This window comes from Solibacillus isronensis (assembly GCF_900168685.1).
In the GTDB taxonomy this organism is placed as follows: domain Bacteria; phylum Bacillota; class Bacilli; order Bacillales_A; family Planococcaceae; genus Solibacillus; species Solibacillus isronensis_A.
Genome location: NZ_FVZN01000014.1, coordinates 602,567 through 622,120 on the forward strand (window position 1 = coordinate 602,567; position 19,554 = coordinate 622,120).

Consider the following 19,554-nt stretch of genomic DNA (forward strand, 5'->3'; position numbering starts at 1 on the left):
TTTCTATGCCCATCGAATCTCTTCGCCTTACAATGGAAAAGCAAGATGAAAGGGTGAAACAATTGTCAAAACAGGAAGGAAGACAAAAATTCCTACTATTGTTACAGCAGCTTGAATTGACTGATGATGTCTATATGTCCTTTTTTGAAAATGGAACACTCGAACGTGTAACGGTTCATAAAAAGAAACGTATATGGGACTTTAAAATAAAAATTGAAAATATATTACCTTACCAAGTGTATCAATTGCTACGAATGCGGATGGTCGAGAAGTTTTCTCCTATAGCCAATGTGTTACTGACGATTGAATCGCATAATCCGGTAGTTAATGAGCAGCATATTTTGGATTATTGGCAAGTAGTAGTTGAGCAATTAGATGAAATGTCGCCGCTATTGCGTGCAAATTTATCGAAGCAAACACCGAAATGGACAGGTCATAAGCTTGTCGTGACATCGATGCTCGAAGTCGAGTACTTATCATTAAAAGCGAAATATACAGATAAAATTGCCGAGTCGTACAAAACATTCGGTTTCCCTCATATTCCGCTTGAGTTCCAGCTTGTAGAGGAAAATGAGGAATTTATCGCACAGCAAGAAGCGTTTTACCAACAGCGACAGGAAGAGGAAGAGCGTCTGTCCAAACAGGCGATGGCCGATTTTGCGACGCGTGAAAAAGAGAAGGCGGCCAATCCTAGTGCTGTTTCCAATGGAGATACACCGTTCCAGATTGGTGCACTCATTAAAAATCCGGATCCGGTTGAAATCCGCACAGTACTGGAAGAAGAACGTTCGATTGTACTGGAAGGGTTTATTTTTGCATGTGATATTAAAGAACTTCGAAGTGGTCGTTCATTGCTTGAGTTTAAAATTTCCGACTACACCGACTCACTAATGGTCAAAATGTTCTCAAACGGGGACGAGGATGTCGTGAAGATGAAGCAGATGAGCAAAGGAATGTGGGTTCGTGTACGCGGATCGATCCAGCTTGATACATTTGCCCGCGATTTAGTCATGATGGTAAAAGACATCAATGAAATCAAGCACGAACCTAAAAAAGACCATGCTCCGGAAGGCGAAAAGCGTGTTGAGCTCCACTTGCATACACCAATGAGTCAAATGGATGCGATGACATCTGTCGATAAACTAGTAGCACAAGCAGCAAAATGGGGACATCCTGCGATTGCGGTAACCGACCATGCTGTTGTTCAGGCATTCCCTGAAGCGTATGCTGCCGGTAAGAAAAATGGCATTAAAGTCATTTACGGCGTGGAAGCAAACTTAGTTGATGACGGTAAACCAATTGTTTACGATCCGATTGATGTGGACCTTGAAGATGCAACGTATATCGTATTTGACGTAGAGACGACCGGTTTCTCGAACGTGTATGACACGATTATCGAGCTGGCGGCCGTCAAAATAAAAAATGGTCAAGTTATTGATACATTTGAACGATTCTCAAACCCGCACCGTAAATTAACGGCGAAAATTATCGAGCTGACACATATTACCGATGATATGCTTGTCAATGCACCAGAACTGAGTGATGTCATTCGTGAATTCCATGACTTTATCGGCGATGGGGTTGTTGTTGCGCATAATGCAGCGTTTGACTTAGGTTTCTTATATGTTGCATACAAAAATGCCGGCATAGAAGTCCGCCACCCGGGGATCGATACGGTCGAGCTTTCCCGTCTTGTAAACCCAGGGCAAAAATCGCATAACTTGAAAACATTAACGAAAAAATACAATATCGAACTTACCCAGCATCACCGGGCAATTTATGATACCGAAGCAACAGGAGAGCTATTCCTGCATTTATTGAAACAGGCTGCCGATTTAGGCATTAAAAACCTGATTGAAATGAATGACCATGTCGGCGGTGAAGAAGGATATAAACAGTCCCGTCCAAGTCACTGTACAATTTTGGCGGTAGATGATGCCGGGCTGAAAAATCTGTTTAAGTTAATTTCGATTTCGCATACGGAAACATTTTACCGTGTACCACGTATTCGACGCTCCGATTTACAGAAACTACGACAAGGTTTAATCGTTGGTTCAGGCTGCTCGAATGGTGAGCTATTTGAAACAATGATGAATAAAACGCAGGAAGAAGCCGAGCGAATCGCAAAATTTTATGATTACTTGGAAGTAATGCCGAAACCGGTCTATTCGCCATTAGTGGATGGCGGTACGGTTCATGATGAATGGGCATTGGAAGACATTATCCGCCGTATCGTCAAGCTAGGTAAAAAGCTGAACTTACCGGTTGTAGCAACGGGAAATGTTCATTATCTGCATGAAACCGATGCAAAGTTCCGTCAAATCCTTGTTGGATCAATGGGTGGGGCAAACCCGTTAAATCGTAATCCGTTACCGAAAGTCCATTTCCGTACAACAGATGAAATGCTGAAGGAATTCGACTTTTTAGGCCCGGATTTGGCAAAGGAAATCGTTGTGACAAATACGCAGCTTGTTGCCGATATGATTGGCGATGTAAAACCGATTAAAGACGATTTATATACGCCAAAGATTGAAGGCTCGGATGATGAAGTAACGAACCTGACTTATGAAATGGCACATAGCATTTACGGTGAAAATTTACCGGAAATTGTTCAGGCGCGTATTGATAAGGAACTGAAATCGATTTTAGGGCACGGGTTCGGGGTAATTTACCTGATTTCCGCCAAGCTCGTAAAAAAATCGCTTGCTGACGGTTACTTAGTAGGTTCTCGTGGTTCTGTAGGATCATCCCTCGTCGCGACATTTATGGAAATTACCGAAGTAAATCCATTGCCTCCGCATTATGTTTGTCCAAAGTGCAAGCATTCCGAGTTTATCGCGGACGGTTCGGTTGCCTCAGGCTATGACTTACCGAACAAACAATGTCCGGAATGCGGTGCGCCGTATAAAAAAGACGGCCAGGATATCCCGTTCGAAACGTTCCTAGGATTCAAAGGTGACAAGGTACCCGATATCGATTTGAGTGCGACACGTTGCTAGTTGAAAAGACTAGCCACCATTATAGGTAGAACTGCTATTTCGAAGTATGGAATGAAGGAGTAACTTCCTGAAACATACTCGCTGAAGCTACGACATGCAAGCGGATGACTGCAAAACTGAAACTTGTATGAAGCTCGTTAAAGTAGGCTGAAGTTCACCCAAACAGTACGGCTGTGGAAAGAGAGGAATCTTGTGGATGATAGGCCTGGCGTCTATAAACTTTCTAAGGTTAGAATCAGTAGAATCACTGGGACGAACCCTCGACTGACTTTTCGTGAATGTCACGCAGTAGAAATGCTGCGGGGTCCAAAATAGGACTTCTAGGTGTGGATGAGTAAGCGTTTGGTTATGAAAATCCATCTTGTGTTACAGGCACATGCAAGCCTAGCGGAATTTAGGGGGAACCTAAGGAAAGATGTACAGATAGAAATAGTGGAACGTGTGAAGCTCCGAACGTAAGAGACAGTTGCATGTCGATGACGACGGTGTAAGGAAAGGCTGAAGAGCTATAACTTACTTAAACGGAGTGGCAGTAGTGCCGTAGTACCGTTGATGAAATGCCAGTGATGACTGAATAACAAATAGGTCGGAGGAAAAAACATTTCTGAGGGAAGGGCACAAGTCGTTAGTGTTGAAATAGCAAGGTGCATTTATTTTATTTTAATTATCAATTCAACAAAACTAACGATGGAACGCCGTGTGAGTGTGAAAGCCTCATGCACGGTGTGGGACGGGGGAAAAGCTGGTGATAACTTCAAAGGCTTACCTATCGTCATATTTCTCCGGTGAATACCAGCCACAGGCGCATAACTATACGAAAGTGCTGTTCGGTGAAGATTATGTATTCCGTGCCGGAACGATTGGTACGGTTGCTGAAAAGACGGCATATGGTTATGTAAAAGGATACGGAAGCGACAATGGCATCACTTACCGAAATGCGGAAGTGGACCGCCTTGTGCAAGGATGTACAGGGGTAAAACGTACAACAGGACAACATCCGGGGGGCATTATCGTAGTACCGGATTATATGGATATTTACGACTTCTCGCCAGTACAGTTCCCGGCGGATGCACAGGATTCGGAATGGAAAACAACTCATTTCGACTTCCACTCGATTCACGATAATATTTTAAAGCTCGATATACTTGGACACGATGATCCGACCGTAATTCGTATGCTTCAGGATTTATCCGGAATCGATCCGAAAACAATCCCGACCGACGATCCGATTGTTATGAAGATTTTCAGTTCAACAGAATCGCTCGGTGTAACGGAAAAGCAAATTGGCACGAAAACCGGAACGCTCGGAATTCCGGAGTTCGGGACAAAATTCGTACGCCAAATGCTTGAAGAAACGAAACCATCCACATTCAGTGAACTTGTTCAAATTTCAGGACTATCACATGGTACAGACGTATGGCTTGGAAATGCACAGGAACTGATTAAAGACGGCACTTGTGTATTAAAAGAAGTAATCGGCTGTCGTGATGATATTATGGTTTATTTAATTTATCAGGATTTGGAACCATCGTTTGCCTTTAAAATTATGGAGTCTGTTCGTAAAGGTAAAGGTTTAACAGATGAAATGGAAGCGGAAATGCGTGCGAAGAAAGTGCCGGAATGGTATATCGATTCTTGTAAAAAGATTAAGTACATGTTCCCGAAAGCCCACGCCGCAGCGTATGTATTAATGGCCGTGCGTATTGCCTGGTTCAAGGTGCATCATCCGATTCTTTACTATGCAGCGTACTTCACGGTGCGTGCGTCGGACTTTGATTTGATTGCGATGACTCAAGGATCTGTCATGATCCGTAAAAAAATCGATGAGATCAACATGAAGGGGCTTGATGCAGCGCCGAAAGAGAAAAGTTTACTTACGGTTATGGAGCTGGCACTTGAAATGTGTGAACGCGGCATGAGCTTCAAAAAGGTTGATTTATACCGTTCACAGGCAAGTGAGTTCATCATCGAAGGAAACTCATTGATTCCGCCATTTGATGCCATTCCAGGCCTTGGTACAAACGTAGCGAAACAAATTGTTGAAGCGCGTAAAAACGGAGAGTTTTTATCGAAGGAAGATTTACAGCAGCGCGGCCGTGTATCGAAGACATTAATCGAGTATATGGATGAGCTTGGATGTCTGGAAGGAATGCCGGATGCCAACCAGCTGTCCTTATTCTAATGTTCGGATTGGCCAAAAGAGAGGATTTTGTGTTTACGGATGCATATTCTCTTAATTGTTGTTAATTCTATGTGTTAATAGGCAAAATTTGCATTAGGATAGCCTTTGTGCTATGCTGAATGTAATAATTTGTTGATAGTTCACCAGCAAAAGAGTGGGGTTTCCCGCTCTTTTCTGTTGTTTACACAACTATTTAATTCCGAAGAGCAAGTGATTTGATTATTAGTTCAATGGAATTGGGCCTTTGGCGAATATCACAAATTTTATAATGAAAAAAATGAAGTCCGTCTAAAACGCCGTATGTTACGGCAATTACAGGCTGACCCACGTCCTGTGGGCCTCAAAAGAAATCTGGACGCAATTGCATGTAGATGTAAATGTCTCCATTTTTTTCAATGAAAACTCGTCTTTTGTTTAACCAATACTAAGAAGATTTAAAACAAACAAAGACGTTAGGGAGGATACGATGAGCAAAGTTACGTCGATCATTGAAGAGCTAGTGACACCGATCGTGGAAGAGCTTGATTTGGAATTAGTTGATATCGAGTTCGTGAAAGAAGGACGCGACTGGTTCCTTCGTATTTATGTTGACACACCAGAAGGCGGCATTGATATTTTACAATGTGCACAAGTGAGTGAACGTTTAAGCGAGAAGTTGGATGAAAATGATCCAATCGAGCAAAACTATTACTTAGAGGTTTCTTCACCAGGAGCGGAACGTCCGTTAAAGAAACAACAGGACTTTGAAAAAGCAATCGGCAAATATATTTATGTAAAAACTTATGAACCTGTTAAGGATTTAAAAGAATTCTATGGTTATTTACGCGCATATACAGATGAATTTTTAGAAATCGAATTCCGTATTAAAACACGTAAAGTTACAGTACAAATTGAAAAAGAAAAAATTGCGCAAGCGCGTCTTGCTATCGATTTTTCAGATAAGCAAATTTAGGAGTGAAAACAAAAATGAGTAGTGAATTACTAGATGCCCTAACTGCCCTTGAAGAGCAGAAAGGTATTTCAAGAGATGTATTAATTGAGGCGATTGAGGCGGCTTTAGTAACGGCGTACAAACGTAACTTCAACCAAGCGCAAAACGTTCGCGTGGATCTTAACCTAGAAACAGGTTCAATGGTTGTTTATTCTCGTAAAGACGTAGTAGAAGAAGTAGAAGACGATCGTCTGGAAATCGCATTGGAAGACGCGAAATTCATTAATGCAGCTTATGAAATTGGTGACGTCGTAGAAGAAGAAGTAACACCACGTAACTTCGGACGTATCGCGGCACAGACTGCAAAGCAAGTTGTGACGCAACGTGTTCGTGAGGCAGAGCGCGGTTTAATTTATGAAGAGTATGTAGACCGTGAAGATGACATCGTAACAGGTGTAATCGAGCGTCAAGATGCACGTAATATTTATGTGTCAATCGGTAAAGTGGAAGCGGCATTACCTGTTAACGAACAAATTCAAGGTGAAGTTTATAAGCCAACATCACGCATCCGTGTTTACATTACAAAAGTTGAACGCACAACACGTGGTCCACAAGTAATCGTATCTCGTACACATCCTGGATTATTGCGCCGTCTGTTTGAAATGGAAGTTCCAGAAATTTATGATGGCACTGTTGAAATCAAATCAATCGCGCGTGAAGCGGGAGACCGTTCAAAAATCTCTGTATATGCACATAATGAAGAAGTAGATCCTGTAGGTTCATGTGTTGGAGCTAAAGGTGCACGTGTGCAAACAATTGTAAACGAATTAAACGGTGAGAAAATCGATATCGTAGAATGGTCAGAAGATCCGGTTGTATTCGTTGCAAACGCACTAAGCCCTTCAAAAGTTCTGGACGTTCAAGTAAATGAAGAAGAAAAGTCAACAACAGTTGTCGTACCGGATTACCAATTATCACTTGCGATTGGTAAGCGCGGACAAAATGCTCGTTTAGCAGCAAAATTAACGGGCTGGAAAATCGACATCAAGAGTGAAACAGATGCACGCGAATTAGGAATTTATCCTTCTGAAACGAGCACATTCGTTCCACGTGAAGATGCAGAAGAAGTACAATTTGATTTATATGGTGATGACGAAGAGTAAGCCATCATTTGGAATGATTTTGCAAGGAGGGTAAGCAATATGGCCGTTAATAAAAAAATTCCTTTACGCAAATGTGTTGCAACAGGCGAGATGCTTCCGAAAAAATCAATGATTCGCGTCGTTCGTTCGAAAGAGGGCGAAGTGACTGTTGATATTACAGGAAAAAAATCCGGTCGTGGAGCATATGTTTCTAAAACGGAAGATGCTGTTGAAATGGCGCGTAAAAAGAATATTTTAGATCGCCAGCTTGATGCAAAAGTGCCGGATGAGGTGTATGAGGAGTTGCTAACGCTAATCCGCCGGGAGTCGATTTTATGACAAACCCGGCATTGCTACAGCTATTAGGTTTAGCAGCACGTGCACGAAAAACAATATCCGGAGAAGAGCTTGTCGTAAAAGAAATTCGCAACGGCAATGCAAAACTTGTCTTTTTAGCTTCGGATGCTTCGGCAAACACGAGCAAAAAGATTCAGGATAAATGTACGTTTTATAATGTTGAGTATTATGTTTTCGGAGATCGATATGATCTTGGACATGCTACCGGGAAGGAAGCCCGTGTAGCGATTGCTATTACAGATAGCGGATTTGCTAAAAAAATGTCTAGTCTACTCAACGAAAATTAATCGGGGGTGAGCAGATGAGCAAAGTAAGAGTTCATGAATATGCGAAAAAGGTAAATAAAACAAGTAAGGAAGTTATTGAGGTGCTTGCAAAACATAATCTGCCGGTGAAAAATCACATGGCGGTCATCGATGAGCAGGCGGTCTCAAAACTAAATTCTGTCTTTAAGCAAGCAGTGGAACCAACGAAAGATTCTCCTGCAAAGACACCTGCCAAAGCTTTAAATGTAACACCAAAACGCGGTGAACAAGGGCAGAAGAAAGCGCAGCAAGGTCAAAAGCAGGATCGTCCACAATCTGCTTCAAATAACCAACAACCGAACAAAGCTTCAAACGCCCAAGGGCAACCAAAATCGCAACAAGGCGAAAAAATAAGAAATGAAAAAGGTAACCAAAATCGAAATATGACACAAAATAACAATAATAACCGCAAAGGCGGATCTAACCCAAATAACAGTAATAATAAAGGCGGTAACACGCAAAATAAAGGCGGCTATCAACAACGTAGAAAACCAGGTATCAATGGTGGTAAACGTCGTACGCATCGCCCTGCACCACAACCAATGGTGCAAAAGGAATTACCGGAAAAAATTACTTTCTATGAAAGTTTATCAGTTGCAGAACTTGCAAAAAAATTACACCGTGAGCCATCAGAAATTATTAAAAAATTATTCATGCTTGGCGTAATGGCAACAATTAACCAAGAGCTTGATAAGGATGCAATTGAGTTAATCTGTGCAGACTACGGGGTAGAAGTAGAAGAAGAAATCCGTATCGACAAAACAGATTTAGATACGTACTTCGATGATACTATCGTGGAAGTTGACGAAAATGCATTAGAAGAGCGCCCACCAGTTGTTACAATCATGGGACACGTTGACCACGGTAAAACATCATTGCTTGACTCAATCCGTAAAACGAAAGTTACAGCGGGTGAAGCAGGCGGTATTACTCAGCATATCGGTGCATACCAAGTAGAAGTTAACGGGAAGAAAATTTCATTCCTTGATACTCCTGGTCACGCGGCATTCACAACAATGCGTGCGCGTGGTGCATCAATTACAGATATCGCAATTATCGTAGTTGCAGCAGATGACGGTGTAATGCCTCAAACAGTTGAAGCGATCAACCACGCAAAAGCTGCAGAAGTACCAATTATCGTTGCAATCAACAAAATGGATAAACCAACTGCCAACCCGGACCGTGTACAACAAGAATTAACTGAGCACGGATTAGTTCCTGAAGCATGGGGTGGAGATACAATCTTCGTACCAATTTCAGCACTAAATGGTGAAGGTATTGACCAGCTTCTAGAAATGATTTTATTAGTTTCTGAAGTAGGTGAATTAAAAGCGAACCCGACTCGTTCAGCAATCGGTACAGTAATTGAAGCACAGCTTGATAAAGGCCGTGGTGCAGTTGCAACACTTTTAGTTCAAGATGGTACATTACGTGTTGGTGATCCAATCGTAGTCGGTCATGCATATGGTCGTGTACGTGCAATGGTAAACGATCTTGGCCGTCGTATTAAAACAGCTGGTCCTTCTATGCCAGTTGAAATTACAGGCTTAAACGAAGTACCACAAGCGGGTGACCGTTTCGTAGTATTCGAAGACGAAAAAACAGCTCGTCAAGTTGGTGAGTCTCGTTCAATGACAGCTATCCAAGCGTCACGTTCAGAAAAACAACGTGTAACACTTGATAACTTATTCGAACAAATGAGCCAAGGCGAAATGAAAGAGCTAAACTTAATCGTAAAAGCAGACGTACAAGGTACAGTGGAAGCAATGGCTTCTTCATTAATGAAAATTGATGTTGAAGGCGTTAACGTTAAAATCATCCACACTGGTGCGGGTGCAATTACAGAATCGGATATCTCTCTTGCTGCTGCATCAAATGCAATCGTGATCGGATTCAACGTTCGTCCTGATACAAATGCAAAACGTGCTGCTGATGAAGAAGGCGTAGATATTCGTCTACACCGTATCATCTACAAAGTAATCGAAGAAATCGAACACGCGATGAAAGGGATGCTTGATCCAGAGTTCGAAGAGAAAATCGTTGGTCAAGCGGAAGTTCGTCAAACAATTAAAGTATCTAAAGTGGGTACAATCGCTGGTTCATACGTTATCGAAGGTAAAATCGTTCGCGATGCTGGTGTACGTGTAATCCGTGAAAACGTTGTTGTGTTTGAAGGTGAGCTTGATTCACTAAAACGTTTCAAAGATGATGCTAAAGAAGTTGCAAAAGGGTATGAGTGTGGTATTACAATTAAAAACTACAACGACATTAAAGAAGGCGACATTATCGAAGCCTTCGTAATGGAAGAAATCGTTCGTAAATAATGATTGTATACGCAGAAGTTGAATTCATGATTCAGACTGCCCACTCATTAAAAGAAAAGCGCGCCGTCCTTCAACGGATGGTGACGCGTACGAAACAAAAATTTAACGTTTCCGTTGCTGAAATTGACCATCAGGATGTATGGCAGCGTACAAAGCTTGCGCTTGTCGCAGTGGCTTCTTCCAAAGAAGCTGCTGAACGCGAGCTTATGCGGGCTGTCCATTACCTGCAGTCAAATCCGCAATGGGAGCAGCTGGATTTTTATCGTGAATATTTATAAAGTCCATTTATCGTGGCAAACTGTACTATTAATTACGCAATTTAAATGAGGTGACATTTATGTCTCTACGTTCTAATCGAGTTGCTGAGCAAATGAAAAAAGAAATTACTGAAATCATTGCGCGCAAAATCAAAGATCCGCGTGTAGGCTTCGTTACGGTTACAGATGTAGCAGTAACAGGAGACTTACAGCAAGCAACTGTTTATATCACATCGTTAGGCAATGACCGCGAACGTGCGGAAACATTGCAAGCGTTAGAAAAAGCATCCGGTTTCATCCGTTCGGAAGTTGGTTCACGTATCCGCTTACGCCGTACACCTGAACTTGCATTCGAATTCGATACAGCAATCGAATACGGAAACAAAATCGATGCATTACTACGTGGCCTACACGAAGATAAATAAAACCAAGAAGTCTGCACTGCATAACTATGCGGGCAGACTTTTTTGATTTTTAGAGTTCTTCACTGAATTTTTTTAAGAAATTGAGTACAGAAGTTTTGTTAAAGGAGTAAACTCTATGTTAGGTTGGAGTGACGCGTAGCGAAGGGGGGCGACTCCCAGGGGATTAAGCGTGCGCGGAAAATCCACTTTATCGCTGCCGCCGTAAGAGGCAGCGATAAAGTTAGTTGGAGCCACGCCCCCAGGAATATTTGAACGAATGCTAAAACCGTTACGTCGGGTAACAACGCATTCGTGACCAACGTCCTGTTGGCCTCCCGTAGCGAAGCAAAACGGATGATGTGAAAAGTACCGACTATAGAACGAACTTAAAGTAAAGAATCAATTATATATGAAATCCTCATTTCGAATAAAGGAGCAAAACAATGAACGGTATTTTGCCATTATGGAAAGAGCGCGGCATGACAAGTCATGACTGTGTATTTAAATTACGAAAAATATTGAAGACGAAAAAAGTAGGGCATACAGGGACACTTGATCCGGGTGTAGAAGGCGTTCTGCCAATCTGTATCGGCCAGGCAACACGCATTGCCGAATATTTAACAGATGCCGGCAAAACGTATGAAGCAGTCGTATCAATCGGACGCACGACAACAACAGAAGATGCGGAAGGCGAAACAGTCGAGCAAAATACAGATTTCAAATCGTTTACACGTGAAGAAATTTTACGCGCACTCCAAACGCTGACTGGCGAAATTGAACAAACCCCTCCGATGTTTTCTGCTGTAAAAGTGAACGGGAAAAAGCTGTATGAGTATGCAAGAGCCGGCCAAACAGTCGAGCGCCCAACACGTAAAATTACAATTTACGAGCTGGAATTACTGGATGATGCACAAACGTTCGAAGGGGAAGAAGTGAAATTCTCGATCCGCATCAAATGTTCGAAAGGGACGTATATCCGTACATTAGCTGTTCAGATCGGTGAAGCGTTAGGCTATCCTGCACATATGCATGAACTTGTACGAACAGCATCAGGCACATTCACAAAAGACAATTGCTTTACATTGGCCGAAATCGCGGAAATGATGGAAGCAGGGGAGCAGGAGAAGTTTCTGTTGCCGGTTGAATATGCATTATCCGACTATCCATATGTTGAAATTACGGAAGACATTGAAAAGCAAATTTTCAATGGGCAAGTTCTCCCGATGCATACTTTATTAACGGAACATGATAAAATTGTATATGGTGTAGAGGGACGAGCATTTGCGGTTTACATCGCCCATCCGACAAAGAGCGGGCAAATGAAGCCGGACAAGATGTTTCCCGAAATTAATTAGGAGGCACGAGATGAACGTTATTCATTTGAAATACCCCCATCAATTAGCACAGGAAATAGAAAAAGAGGCATACTCATTAGCAATCGGATTTTTTGATGGGGTACATAAAGGACATCAGGCGGTCATTGAAGCGGCAAAGCAAAAAGCCGAGCAGCTTAATATTAAAAGTGCCGTGATGACTTTTGATCCGCATCCATCGATTGTATTAGGTAGACGTAATGAAAAAGTATTTTACATTACGCCACTATCACAAAAATTAGATACATTAAAAAAATTGAATATCGATACAGTATTTGTTGTAAACTTTACATCAGATTTTGCGAAGCTTACACCTGAAGAATTCATTAAGTATTTTATCGTAGATTTAAATGTTCAGCATGTAACTGCTGGTTTTGATTTCTCATTTGGCTCATACGGCAAAGGCAATATGGAGCTGATGGAGCAACTGTCAAACGGCCGCTATGGTGTGACAGCAATCGAAAAGCAGCAGGATGTCGTTGAAAAAATCAGCTCAACACGCATTCGCAAAGCATTGCAGGACGGAGAAATGGAGCAGGCTCGTAATCTATTAGGCCGCGCATTCGAAGTACCGGGAATCGTCGTGCACGGCGATAAACGCGGACGGACAATGGGCTTCCCGACAGCAAATGTCCAGGCGATGGAAGGCTGCTATATACCGGCAACAGGTGTGTATGCTGTGAAAATTTTAGTACAAAATAAATGGTATGACGGAGTTTGTAATGTTGGCTATAAACCGACATTCAACAACCCGGATGAAAAGCAGCTGTCGATTGAAGTGCATATTCTAAATTTCAATAAAAACATATACGGTGAAGCGGTCGTTGTCGGCTGGTATAAACGCATCCGCAGCGAACGTAAATTTAACGGAATCGAAGCTCTAATTGAGCAAATTGAATTAGATAAGCAGCAAGCGATCGCCTATTTTGAACAACTACGCTAAATAGTTGCGCATCTATAAACAATTATGGTACTATTCACTAGTACGAAATTCTCGTATGAACCTTAGCTCGGCTTTTCGCAACTCCAGCGACTGCTGTGCTATTGGGGATATCTTATTTATCAGGAGGTCATTTAAAATGGCAATTACACAACAACGTAAAAACGAAATTATCGCTGAGTACCGCGTACACGAAACAGACACTGGTTCTCCAGAAGTACAAATCGCTGTATTAACTGCAGAAATCAACGCTTTAAACGCTCACTTAGCTACTCACAAGAAAGATTTCCACTCTCAACGTGGTCTTCTTAAAATGGTAGGTAAACGTCGTCATTTATTAAAATATTTACGTGAAAACGACGTAGCTCGTTACCGTGAATTAATTACTAAACTTGGATTACGTCGCTAATACGTCGTTAATCTGACAATAAAAAGCGGGATTTTTCCCGCTTTTTATTATGTTTGAAAAGATTTAGCTTTCCGAATCAATGGTGCGATGTTTAACTTCTTTGAGCAGGTGTCAACACGCCTTTTGAAAGAAGTTAAACCATTGCTGGAGAGCAAAAATATTTTATTAAATTTATCGATATTTTAATCAAAAAATTTAGCATAGAAAACGCTTTTTTGATACACTAACTATGGTACATAATTTGATACGTAGAGTGTTTCAATAAGAAAGGGGTTCATTTAATGAACGAAAAAAAGGTCTTTTCGTATGAATGGGCAGGCCGTCCACTTGTAGTAGAAGTAGGACAGCTAGCAAAACAAGCAAATGGTGCTGCGATGATCCGCTACGGCGAAACAGCAGTTTTAGCTACGGCTACAATGTCAAAACAGCCTAAAGCATTAGATTTCTTCCCGTTAACAGTTAACTTTGAAGAACGTCTTTATGCAGCAGGTAAAATCCCAGGTGGTTTCATTAAACGTGAAGGACGTCCATCAGAAGCGGCAGTATTAACTTCTCGCTTAATCGACCGTCCAATCCGTCCAATGTTCCCGGATGGTTTCCGTAATGAAGTACAATCAATTTTAATGGTTATGTCAAATGATTCAGACTGCCCTGCTGATGTAGCGGCAATGTTTGGTTCTTCATTATCATTAGCAATTTCTGATATCCCATTCGACGGACCGATTGCAGGTGTACATGTAGGATATATCGACGGTGAATTCGTTGTGAATCCGACTGTAGAACAATCTGCAAAATCGACAGTTCACTTAACAGTAGCAGGTAACAAAGACGCGATTAACATGGTAGAAGCAGGCGCTTTAGAAGTACCTGAAGAAATCATGCTTGAAGCGATCATGTTCGGTCATGAAGAAATTAAAAAGTTAATTGCTTTCCAAGAGAAAATTGTTGCTGAAGTTGGTAAAGAAAAACTAGAAGTAACATTATATGAATTAGATGCAGACTTAACAGCAGCGATCAAAGCTGAATGTGAAGCTGATATGAATACTGCGATCCAAACAGTGGACAAGCAATTACGTCAAGAAAATATTACAGCAGTAAAAACACGTGTTATCGAATCTTATGAAGCGCAGGAAGCTGACGAAGATACGATGAAACAAGTGAATGCTATTTTAGATAAAATGGTAAAAGACGAAGTGCGTCGTTTAATTACAGAAGATAAAGTTCGTCCGGATGGTCGTAAGCAAGATGAAATCCGCCCGCTTTCTTCTGAAGTAGACCTATTACCACGTGCACACGGTTCAGCATTATTCACACGTGGACAAACGCAAGCATTATCAATTTGTACTTTAGGTGCTTTAGGTGACGTTCAAATTATTGACGGCTTAGGTATTGAAGAGTCAAAACGCTGGATGCACCACTACAACTTCCCACAATTCTCAGTTGGGGAAACAGGTCGTTACGGTAGCCCAGGCCGTCGTGAAATCGGTCACGGTGCATTAGGTGAGCGTGCAATTTTAGCAGTAATGCCATCTGAAGAGGAATTCCCGTATGCAATCCGTTGCGTATCGGAAGTATTGGAATCAAACGGTTCTACTTCTCAAGCATCAATCTGTGCATCAACAATGGCTCTTATGGCTGCAGGTGTGCCAATTAAAGCACCGGTTGCAGGTATAGCAATGGGTCTTGTTAAAAAAGGCGAGCACTATACAGTATTATCAGATATCCAAGGTATGGAAGACCACCTTGGCGACATGGACTTTAAAGTGGCAGGTACAGCTAAAGGTGTAACAGCACTTCAAATGGACATTAAAATCGATGGTCTGTCTCGTGATATTTTAGAAGAAGCATTAACTCAAGCGAAAATCGGCCGTATGCACATTTTAGAGCATATGATGTCAACGATTTCAGAGTCTCGCACTTCATTATCACAATACGCACCAAAAATCGTTTCAATCAAAATTAATCCTGACAAAATCCGCGACGTAATCGGACCGGGTGGTAAAGTAATCAATAAAATTATTGATGAAACAGGCGTTAAAATTGATACAGAACAAGATGGTACAATTTACATCGCTTCAGCTGATGAAGCAATGATTAACCGTGCTAAAGAAATGATCGAATCAATCGTACGCGAAGCTAAAGTAGGCGAGTACTACATGGCAACAGTAAAACGCATTGAAAAATTCGGTGCATTCTGTGAAATCTTCCCAGGTAAAGACGGCTTACTGCATATTTCTGAAATTCAGGAAGAACGTACGAAAGAAGTAGAAGACGTATTAAAACTAGGCGATGAATTACTAGTGAAATGTATCGAGATCGATAAACAAGGTCGCGTAAACTTATCACGTAAAGTAGTTATCAAAGAAGAAAAAGAGCGCGCAGAACAAGGGAAATAATTGATTCCAAGCGCATAAAAACAAGATAAAAAGGGAGGTTGTACACTATTGTACAGCCTCTTTTTTAAATAACTTATGGAAGAGTGCTAAGAGCGTCACATCATTTGACAACGCATTCTTGTCCAAATATCCTGTGGAACTTCAAATTGGAATACTAATGATTTTTAAGTCATACTTATAATTTATTAGCCGAAATAAAGGAGAAATTTATGGTACAAGTAATTACAGCAAAAAATGGCGTGCGCATTGTCACTGAGCAAATGCCGCATGTCCGGTCATTATCGGTCGGCATTTGGGTCAATGCAGGCTCACGCTTCGAAACAAAAGAAGAAAATGGGATTACCCATTTCATCGAGCATATGCTTTTCAAAGGAACGAAAAACCGTACAGCCCGCCAAATCGCGGAAGAGTTCGACCGCATCGGCGGAGAAATTAATGCCTTCACATCGAAGGAACATACATGCTATTACGCAAAAGTGCTGGACCATCATGGGGAGCTCGCAATCGATATTCTGTCCGATATGTTCTTTAACTCTTTATTTGCAAAAGAAGAAATTGAACGCGAACGCCAAGTCGTCCTTGAAGAAATTTATATGAGCGAAGATGATCCGGCAGACGATGTCCATGAAAAATTATGGGGTGTCATGTTCTCGGAAGATGCGCTGGGTCGTCCGATTTTAGGAACACCGGAAACGCTGGCAACATTTGATGAAGAGATGATCCGCGCGTATATGGCGAAACATTACGGCCCTCAAAATGTTGTCATTTCGATTGCAGGGAATATTGAAGAGAGTTTAATGGAAAAAGTGGAAGCGTTATTCGGAAACTACGAAGCAAGTGAAGAATCGGTAGTTTCCAAACCGTCTTACCCGACATTTACACCAGGTGAAGTTGAAAAATTACGCGACACTGAACAGGCGCATATCGCAATTTCATTCCCGGCGATTGCGGTAAAAGATCCGAAAATGTACAGCTTTATTGCATTGAATAATATTATCGGCGGCAATATGAGTTCACGCCTGTTCCAGGAAGTGCGTGAAGAGCGCGGCTTGGCGTATTCTGTATTCAGCTACCAGTCGAGCTATGAAGATGTAGGGACATTTACGATTTATGCATCGGCATCGAAACAAAATCTGGATGCATTAAAGCAGCAGATCGACCAGACGTTATTTGACCTAGTTGCAGGCGGGGTAACGGAAACCGAGCTTGAAAATGCGAAGGAGCAATTAAAGGGCGGCTTCGTGTTAGGTCTTGAAGGAACGGAAGACTTTATGAACCGTAATGGAGTCAATGAACTGATCCACCAAAATCACCGTTCAGTCGATGAAGTGCTGGCAAAAATCGATGCGATATCAATGGAAACGATCGATGAGTTAATTACACAAATTTTATTATCCGAACCGGCAATTGCGATTATCGGACCGGAAAACGAATAACAAAAAGGACAGCGCGTGCTAGCAGTTAGCATACGCTGTTCTTTTAAAATTCAGCCGCCGGAAATTTTATTGCAGCCGATTTAAAATATTGATAGTAAATAATGAAACCAATTATCGGAACAATCGGTGCACCCATTAGTGCAATGTCCATAATACTAAATATTAGCATGATCATTAAATGAACAAACGCAAAGAGAAAAAAGTAGCCTAGCATTGTTCCGATTGATATGCTTTTCGTACCTTTTGTCGGATTGCTTAAATAGTTTTTCAGCATCGAGCCGACCGAAGCAATTCCTGCAGCAAAAGCGATTGAAATTAATGACAATTCAATGTCTTCGATTTGATGATCCAGATATAAATATGTTTGATAAATCCCGATAGGAATCGTTATGATAAGCAAGAGCAGTAAACTGAAAATAAATAAGCTTTTTACAAAGTCCTTTGGGTCAATCGGCATTACCCGGAATCGTTTCATAAAGTGGTTTTCAATCAAGTAGCTAATACCTAATGACGGCAAGAGCAACAGAAAATAGAAAACTATAAAACCAAAATTAACTTCTTTCAAAATGATCCACTGAATCGCGATCATCGCGGCAATAAATAAAAAAACAGTGATAAATAGTTTTCGCGAAAGATAAAAATGCATTTTAAGCAGTGCAATCATAAGACATCCCTCCTGTATTCACGAAAGTAATTGATGCTTGCAGCGATGATGAGTAGGATCAATAAACTCACAAATAAAATGAAACTCTGAAAAGTAGATAAATTTCCTAAAAATATGAGTAATTGAGAAAATCCTAATGGAATAAGAAATACAAAAAAGTTCATAAACCGACCAAACTTGCTGCGGCGAAAGAGCAGGAAAAAAGCGATAATAAAAAAACTGATGCCAAAGCTTACGAATAGCTGTTTGACGGATGGCAAAACAAGCTGCTGTTCAAGCAATGTTTGAATCGCGGTCGTTGCTACAATTGTATAAAGGATATAGTACAGAGTGTAACGTCCTAAAAAAGAGAGATCCACAATGAAAAAGGTCTTTTTGGAAATTGGAAACAAACTTGTCATGAGGAGCTGGCTTTCCCGTTGATCCAAATAAACGGCACAGAGCGCTGTTATACTAATGGACAGTATAAAGTATGCGGCGACTTCGGTACCTTCAAAAAATAAAGGAAGAGCTAAAATTGATGCCACAAGTGGTGTAAACAAAATCCATGCAGATAATTGCTGACCATAAAAACGATAAAGCATCTGCTTCATTATTTCCGCCCCTTTACGAAAAACAGCATCAGATCATCAATCGTCGGTTTTTGCAGTTCAATGACTGGATTCACGAATTCACGCATAACCAAGTACTCAATCCCAAACACATAATCCCGTTTGCCGATTATCGAATGGTTCGGTATAACTTTCGCTTCTTCATGCGATCCTTTCCAAATTCCGTAACCGTACAGCAGGTCATCTTTATTTTCACTGAACAAAATTTCCCCGTCATGGATAAATGTTATCGTATCGGCGATTTTCTCCAAATCCGATGTAATATGTGAAGAGAAGAGAATGGCATGATCTTCCTGTTCCATAAAGTTTTGCAGCATACCGAGCACTTCATCGCGTACGATCGGATCAAGACCGCTCGTTGGTTCATCAAGCAGCAAAAGTTTCGGCCGGTGTCCTAATGCAAGTGAAAGGGCGAGCTTCATTTTCGCTCCTTTAGACATCGTTTTGATTTTGTCATACTTCGGCACATCCAGCTGCTCCAGCAATTGATAAAAATAAGGACGGTCCCAAGTAGGATACACATTTCCGTACAGGACATCGAGCTCCTTTGGTGTAAAACTTTCCGGTACATGCAGTTCATCAAATACAACCCCGATTTGTGCCTTTAGCTCCACTTCATGTTCGATATGGTCTTTTTCGAATAAAAGAATGTTGCCATCAATTTTTTTCAGCAAATTTAAAATGAGTTTGATCGTCGTTGATTTTCCGGCACCGTTTTGCCCGATAAAGCCAGCAATCGTTCCGCTCTCAACCGTGAATGAAATATTATTTAACCGGAATTTTTTGAATTGCTTCGAAACGTTTTTTACTTCAATTGCGTTCAT

The 19,554-nt window shown here is 41.3% G+C and carries 16 protein-coding genes and 1 pseudogene; 14 read left to right on the forward strand and 3 right to left on the reverse strand.

Annotated elements, in window-relative coordinates:
* Positions 1–32: 32 nt before the first annotated feature.
* The 14 genes and pseudogenes from B5473_RS11575 (at position 33) to B5473_RS11640 (ending at position 17,455) form a co-directional block, all read left to right on the forward strand.
* Complete coding sequence (locus tag B5473_RS11575; protein WP_079528664.1) at positions 33–2,999, forward strand: PolC-type DNA polymerase III; 2,967 nt, start codon at positions 33–35, stop codon at positions 2,997–2,999.
* A gap of 778 nt (positions 3,000–3,777) precedes the next feature.
* Positions 3,778–5,181, forward strand: a pseudogene (locus tag B5473_RS11580) (PolC-type DNA polymerase III); the annotation flags it as partial.
* A gap of 466 nt (positions 5,182–5,647) precedes the next feature.
* Positions 5,648–6,133 (forward strand): ribosome maturation factor RimP, encoded by a 486-nt coding sequence (gene rimP, locus B5473_RS11585; protein ID WP_079525284.1) that lies wholly within the window; start codon positions 5,648–5,650, stop codon positions 6,131–6,133.
* Between the two features lie 14 nt (positions 6,134–6,147).
* Complete coding sequence (gene nusA / locus B5473_RS11590) at positions 6,148–7,275, forward strand: transcription termination factor NusA (RefSeq protein ID WP_079525286.1); 1,128 nt, start codon at positions 6,148–6,150, stop codon at positions 7,273–7,275.
* 39 nt (positions 7,276–7,314) lie between these two features.
* On the forward strand, positions 7,315–7,593 hold the full coding sequence (gene rnpM, locus B5473_RS11595) for an RNase P modulator RnpM (RefSeq protein WP_079525288.1): 279 nt from the start codon (positions 7,315–7,317) through the stop codon (positions 7,591–7,593).
* Positions 7,590–7,898, forward strand: a complete 309-nt coding sequence (locus B5473_RS11600) for a YlxQ family RNA-binding protein (RefSeq protein WP_079525290.1) — start codon at positions 7,590–7,592, stop codon at positions 7,896–7,898. Before rnpM ends, B5473_RS11600 begins: the two co-directional genes overlap by 4 nt.
* 14 nt (positions 7,899–7,912) lie before the next feature.
* A complete protein-coding gene (gene infB / locus B5473_RS11605; RefSeq protein WP_079525292.1) occupies positions 7,913–10,240 on the forward strand; it encodes a translation initiation factor IF-2 in 2,328 nt (775 codons plus the stop codon).
* Positions 10,240–10,518 (forward strand): DUF503 domain-containing protein, encoded by a 279-nt coding sequence (locus B5473_RS11610; RefSeq protein WP_079525294.1) that lies wholly within the window; start codon positions 10,240–10,242, stop codon positions 10,516–10,518. The genes infB and B5473_RS11610 overlap by 1 nt, the downstream gene beginning before the upstream one ends.
* A gap of 59 nt (positions 10,519–10,577) precedes the next feature.
* On the forward strand, positions 10,578–10,922 hold the full coding sequence (gene rbfA / locus B5473_RS11615) for a 30S ribosome-binding factor RbfA (protein ID WP_079525296.1): 345 nt from the start codon (positions 10,578–10,580) through the stop codon (positions 10,920–10,922).
* 422 nt (positions 10,923–11,344) lie between these two features.
* Positions 11,345–12,256: a tRNA pseudouridine(55) synthase TruB gene (gene truB, locus B5473_RS11620; protein WP_079525298.1), complete on the forward strand. Its 912-nt coding sequence runs from the start codon at positions 11,345–11,347 to the stop codon at positions 12,254–12,256.
* Between the two features lie 10 nt (positions 12,257–12,266).
* Complete coding sequence (ribF, locus tag B5473_RS11625) at positions 12,267–13,217, forward strand: riboflavin biosynthesis protein RibF (RefSeq protein ID WP_079525300.1); 951 nt, start codon at positions 12,267–12,269, stop codon at positions 13,215–13,217.
* 136 nt (positions 13,218–13,353) lie between these two features.
* Positions 13,354–13,623, forward strand: a complete 270-nt coding sequence (gene rpsO / locus B5473_RS11630) for a 30S ribosomal protein S15 (protein WP_079525302.1) — start codon at positions 13,354–13,356, stop codon at positions 13,621–13,623.
* Positions 13,624–13,904: 281 nt separating this feature from the next.
* Complete coding sequence (pnp, locus tag B5473_RS11635; RefSeq protein ID WP_079525304.1) at positions 13,905–16,019, forward strand: polyribonucleotide nucleotidyltransferase; 2,115 nt, start codon at positions 13,905–13,907, stop codon at positions 16,017–16,019.
* A gap of 209 nt (positions 16,020–16,228) precedes the next feature.
* Positions 16,229–17,455, forward strand: a complete 1,227-nt coding sequence (locus B5473_RS11640) for a M16 family metallopeptidase (protein ID WP_079525306.1) — start codon at positions 16,229–16,231, stop codon at positions 17,453–17,455.
* Between the two features lie 43 nt (positions 17,456–17,498).
* On the opposite strand, the gene B5473_RS11645 is transcribed toward B5473_RS11640, so the two are convergent.
* From B5473_RS11645 to B5473_RS11655, 3 genes are read right to left on the reverse strand one after another with little or no spacing between them, the layout of a single operon-like run.
* A complete protein-coding gene (locus B5473_RS11645) occupies positions 17,499–18,119 on the reverse strand; it encodes a hypothetical protein (protein WP_079525308.1) in 621 nt (206 codons plus the stop codon).
* Complete coding sequence (locus B5473_RS11650; protein WP_079525310.1) at positions 18,116–18,712, reverse strand: ATPase; 597 nt, start codon at positions 18,710–18,712, stop codon at positions 18,116–18,118. The genes B5473_RS11645 and B5473_RS11650 overlap by 4 nt, the downstream gene beginning before the upstream one ends.
* Positions 18,712–19,554, reverse strand: a complete 843-nt coding sequence (locus tag B5473_RS11655) for an ABC transporter ATP-binding protein (RefSeq protein ID WP_079525312.1) — start codon at positions 19,552–19,554, stop codon at positions 18,712–18,714. Before B5473_RS11655 ends, B5473_RS11650 begins: the two co-directional genes overlap by 1 nt.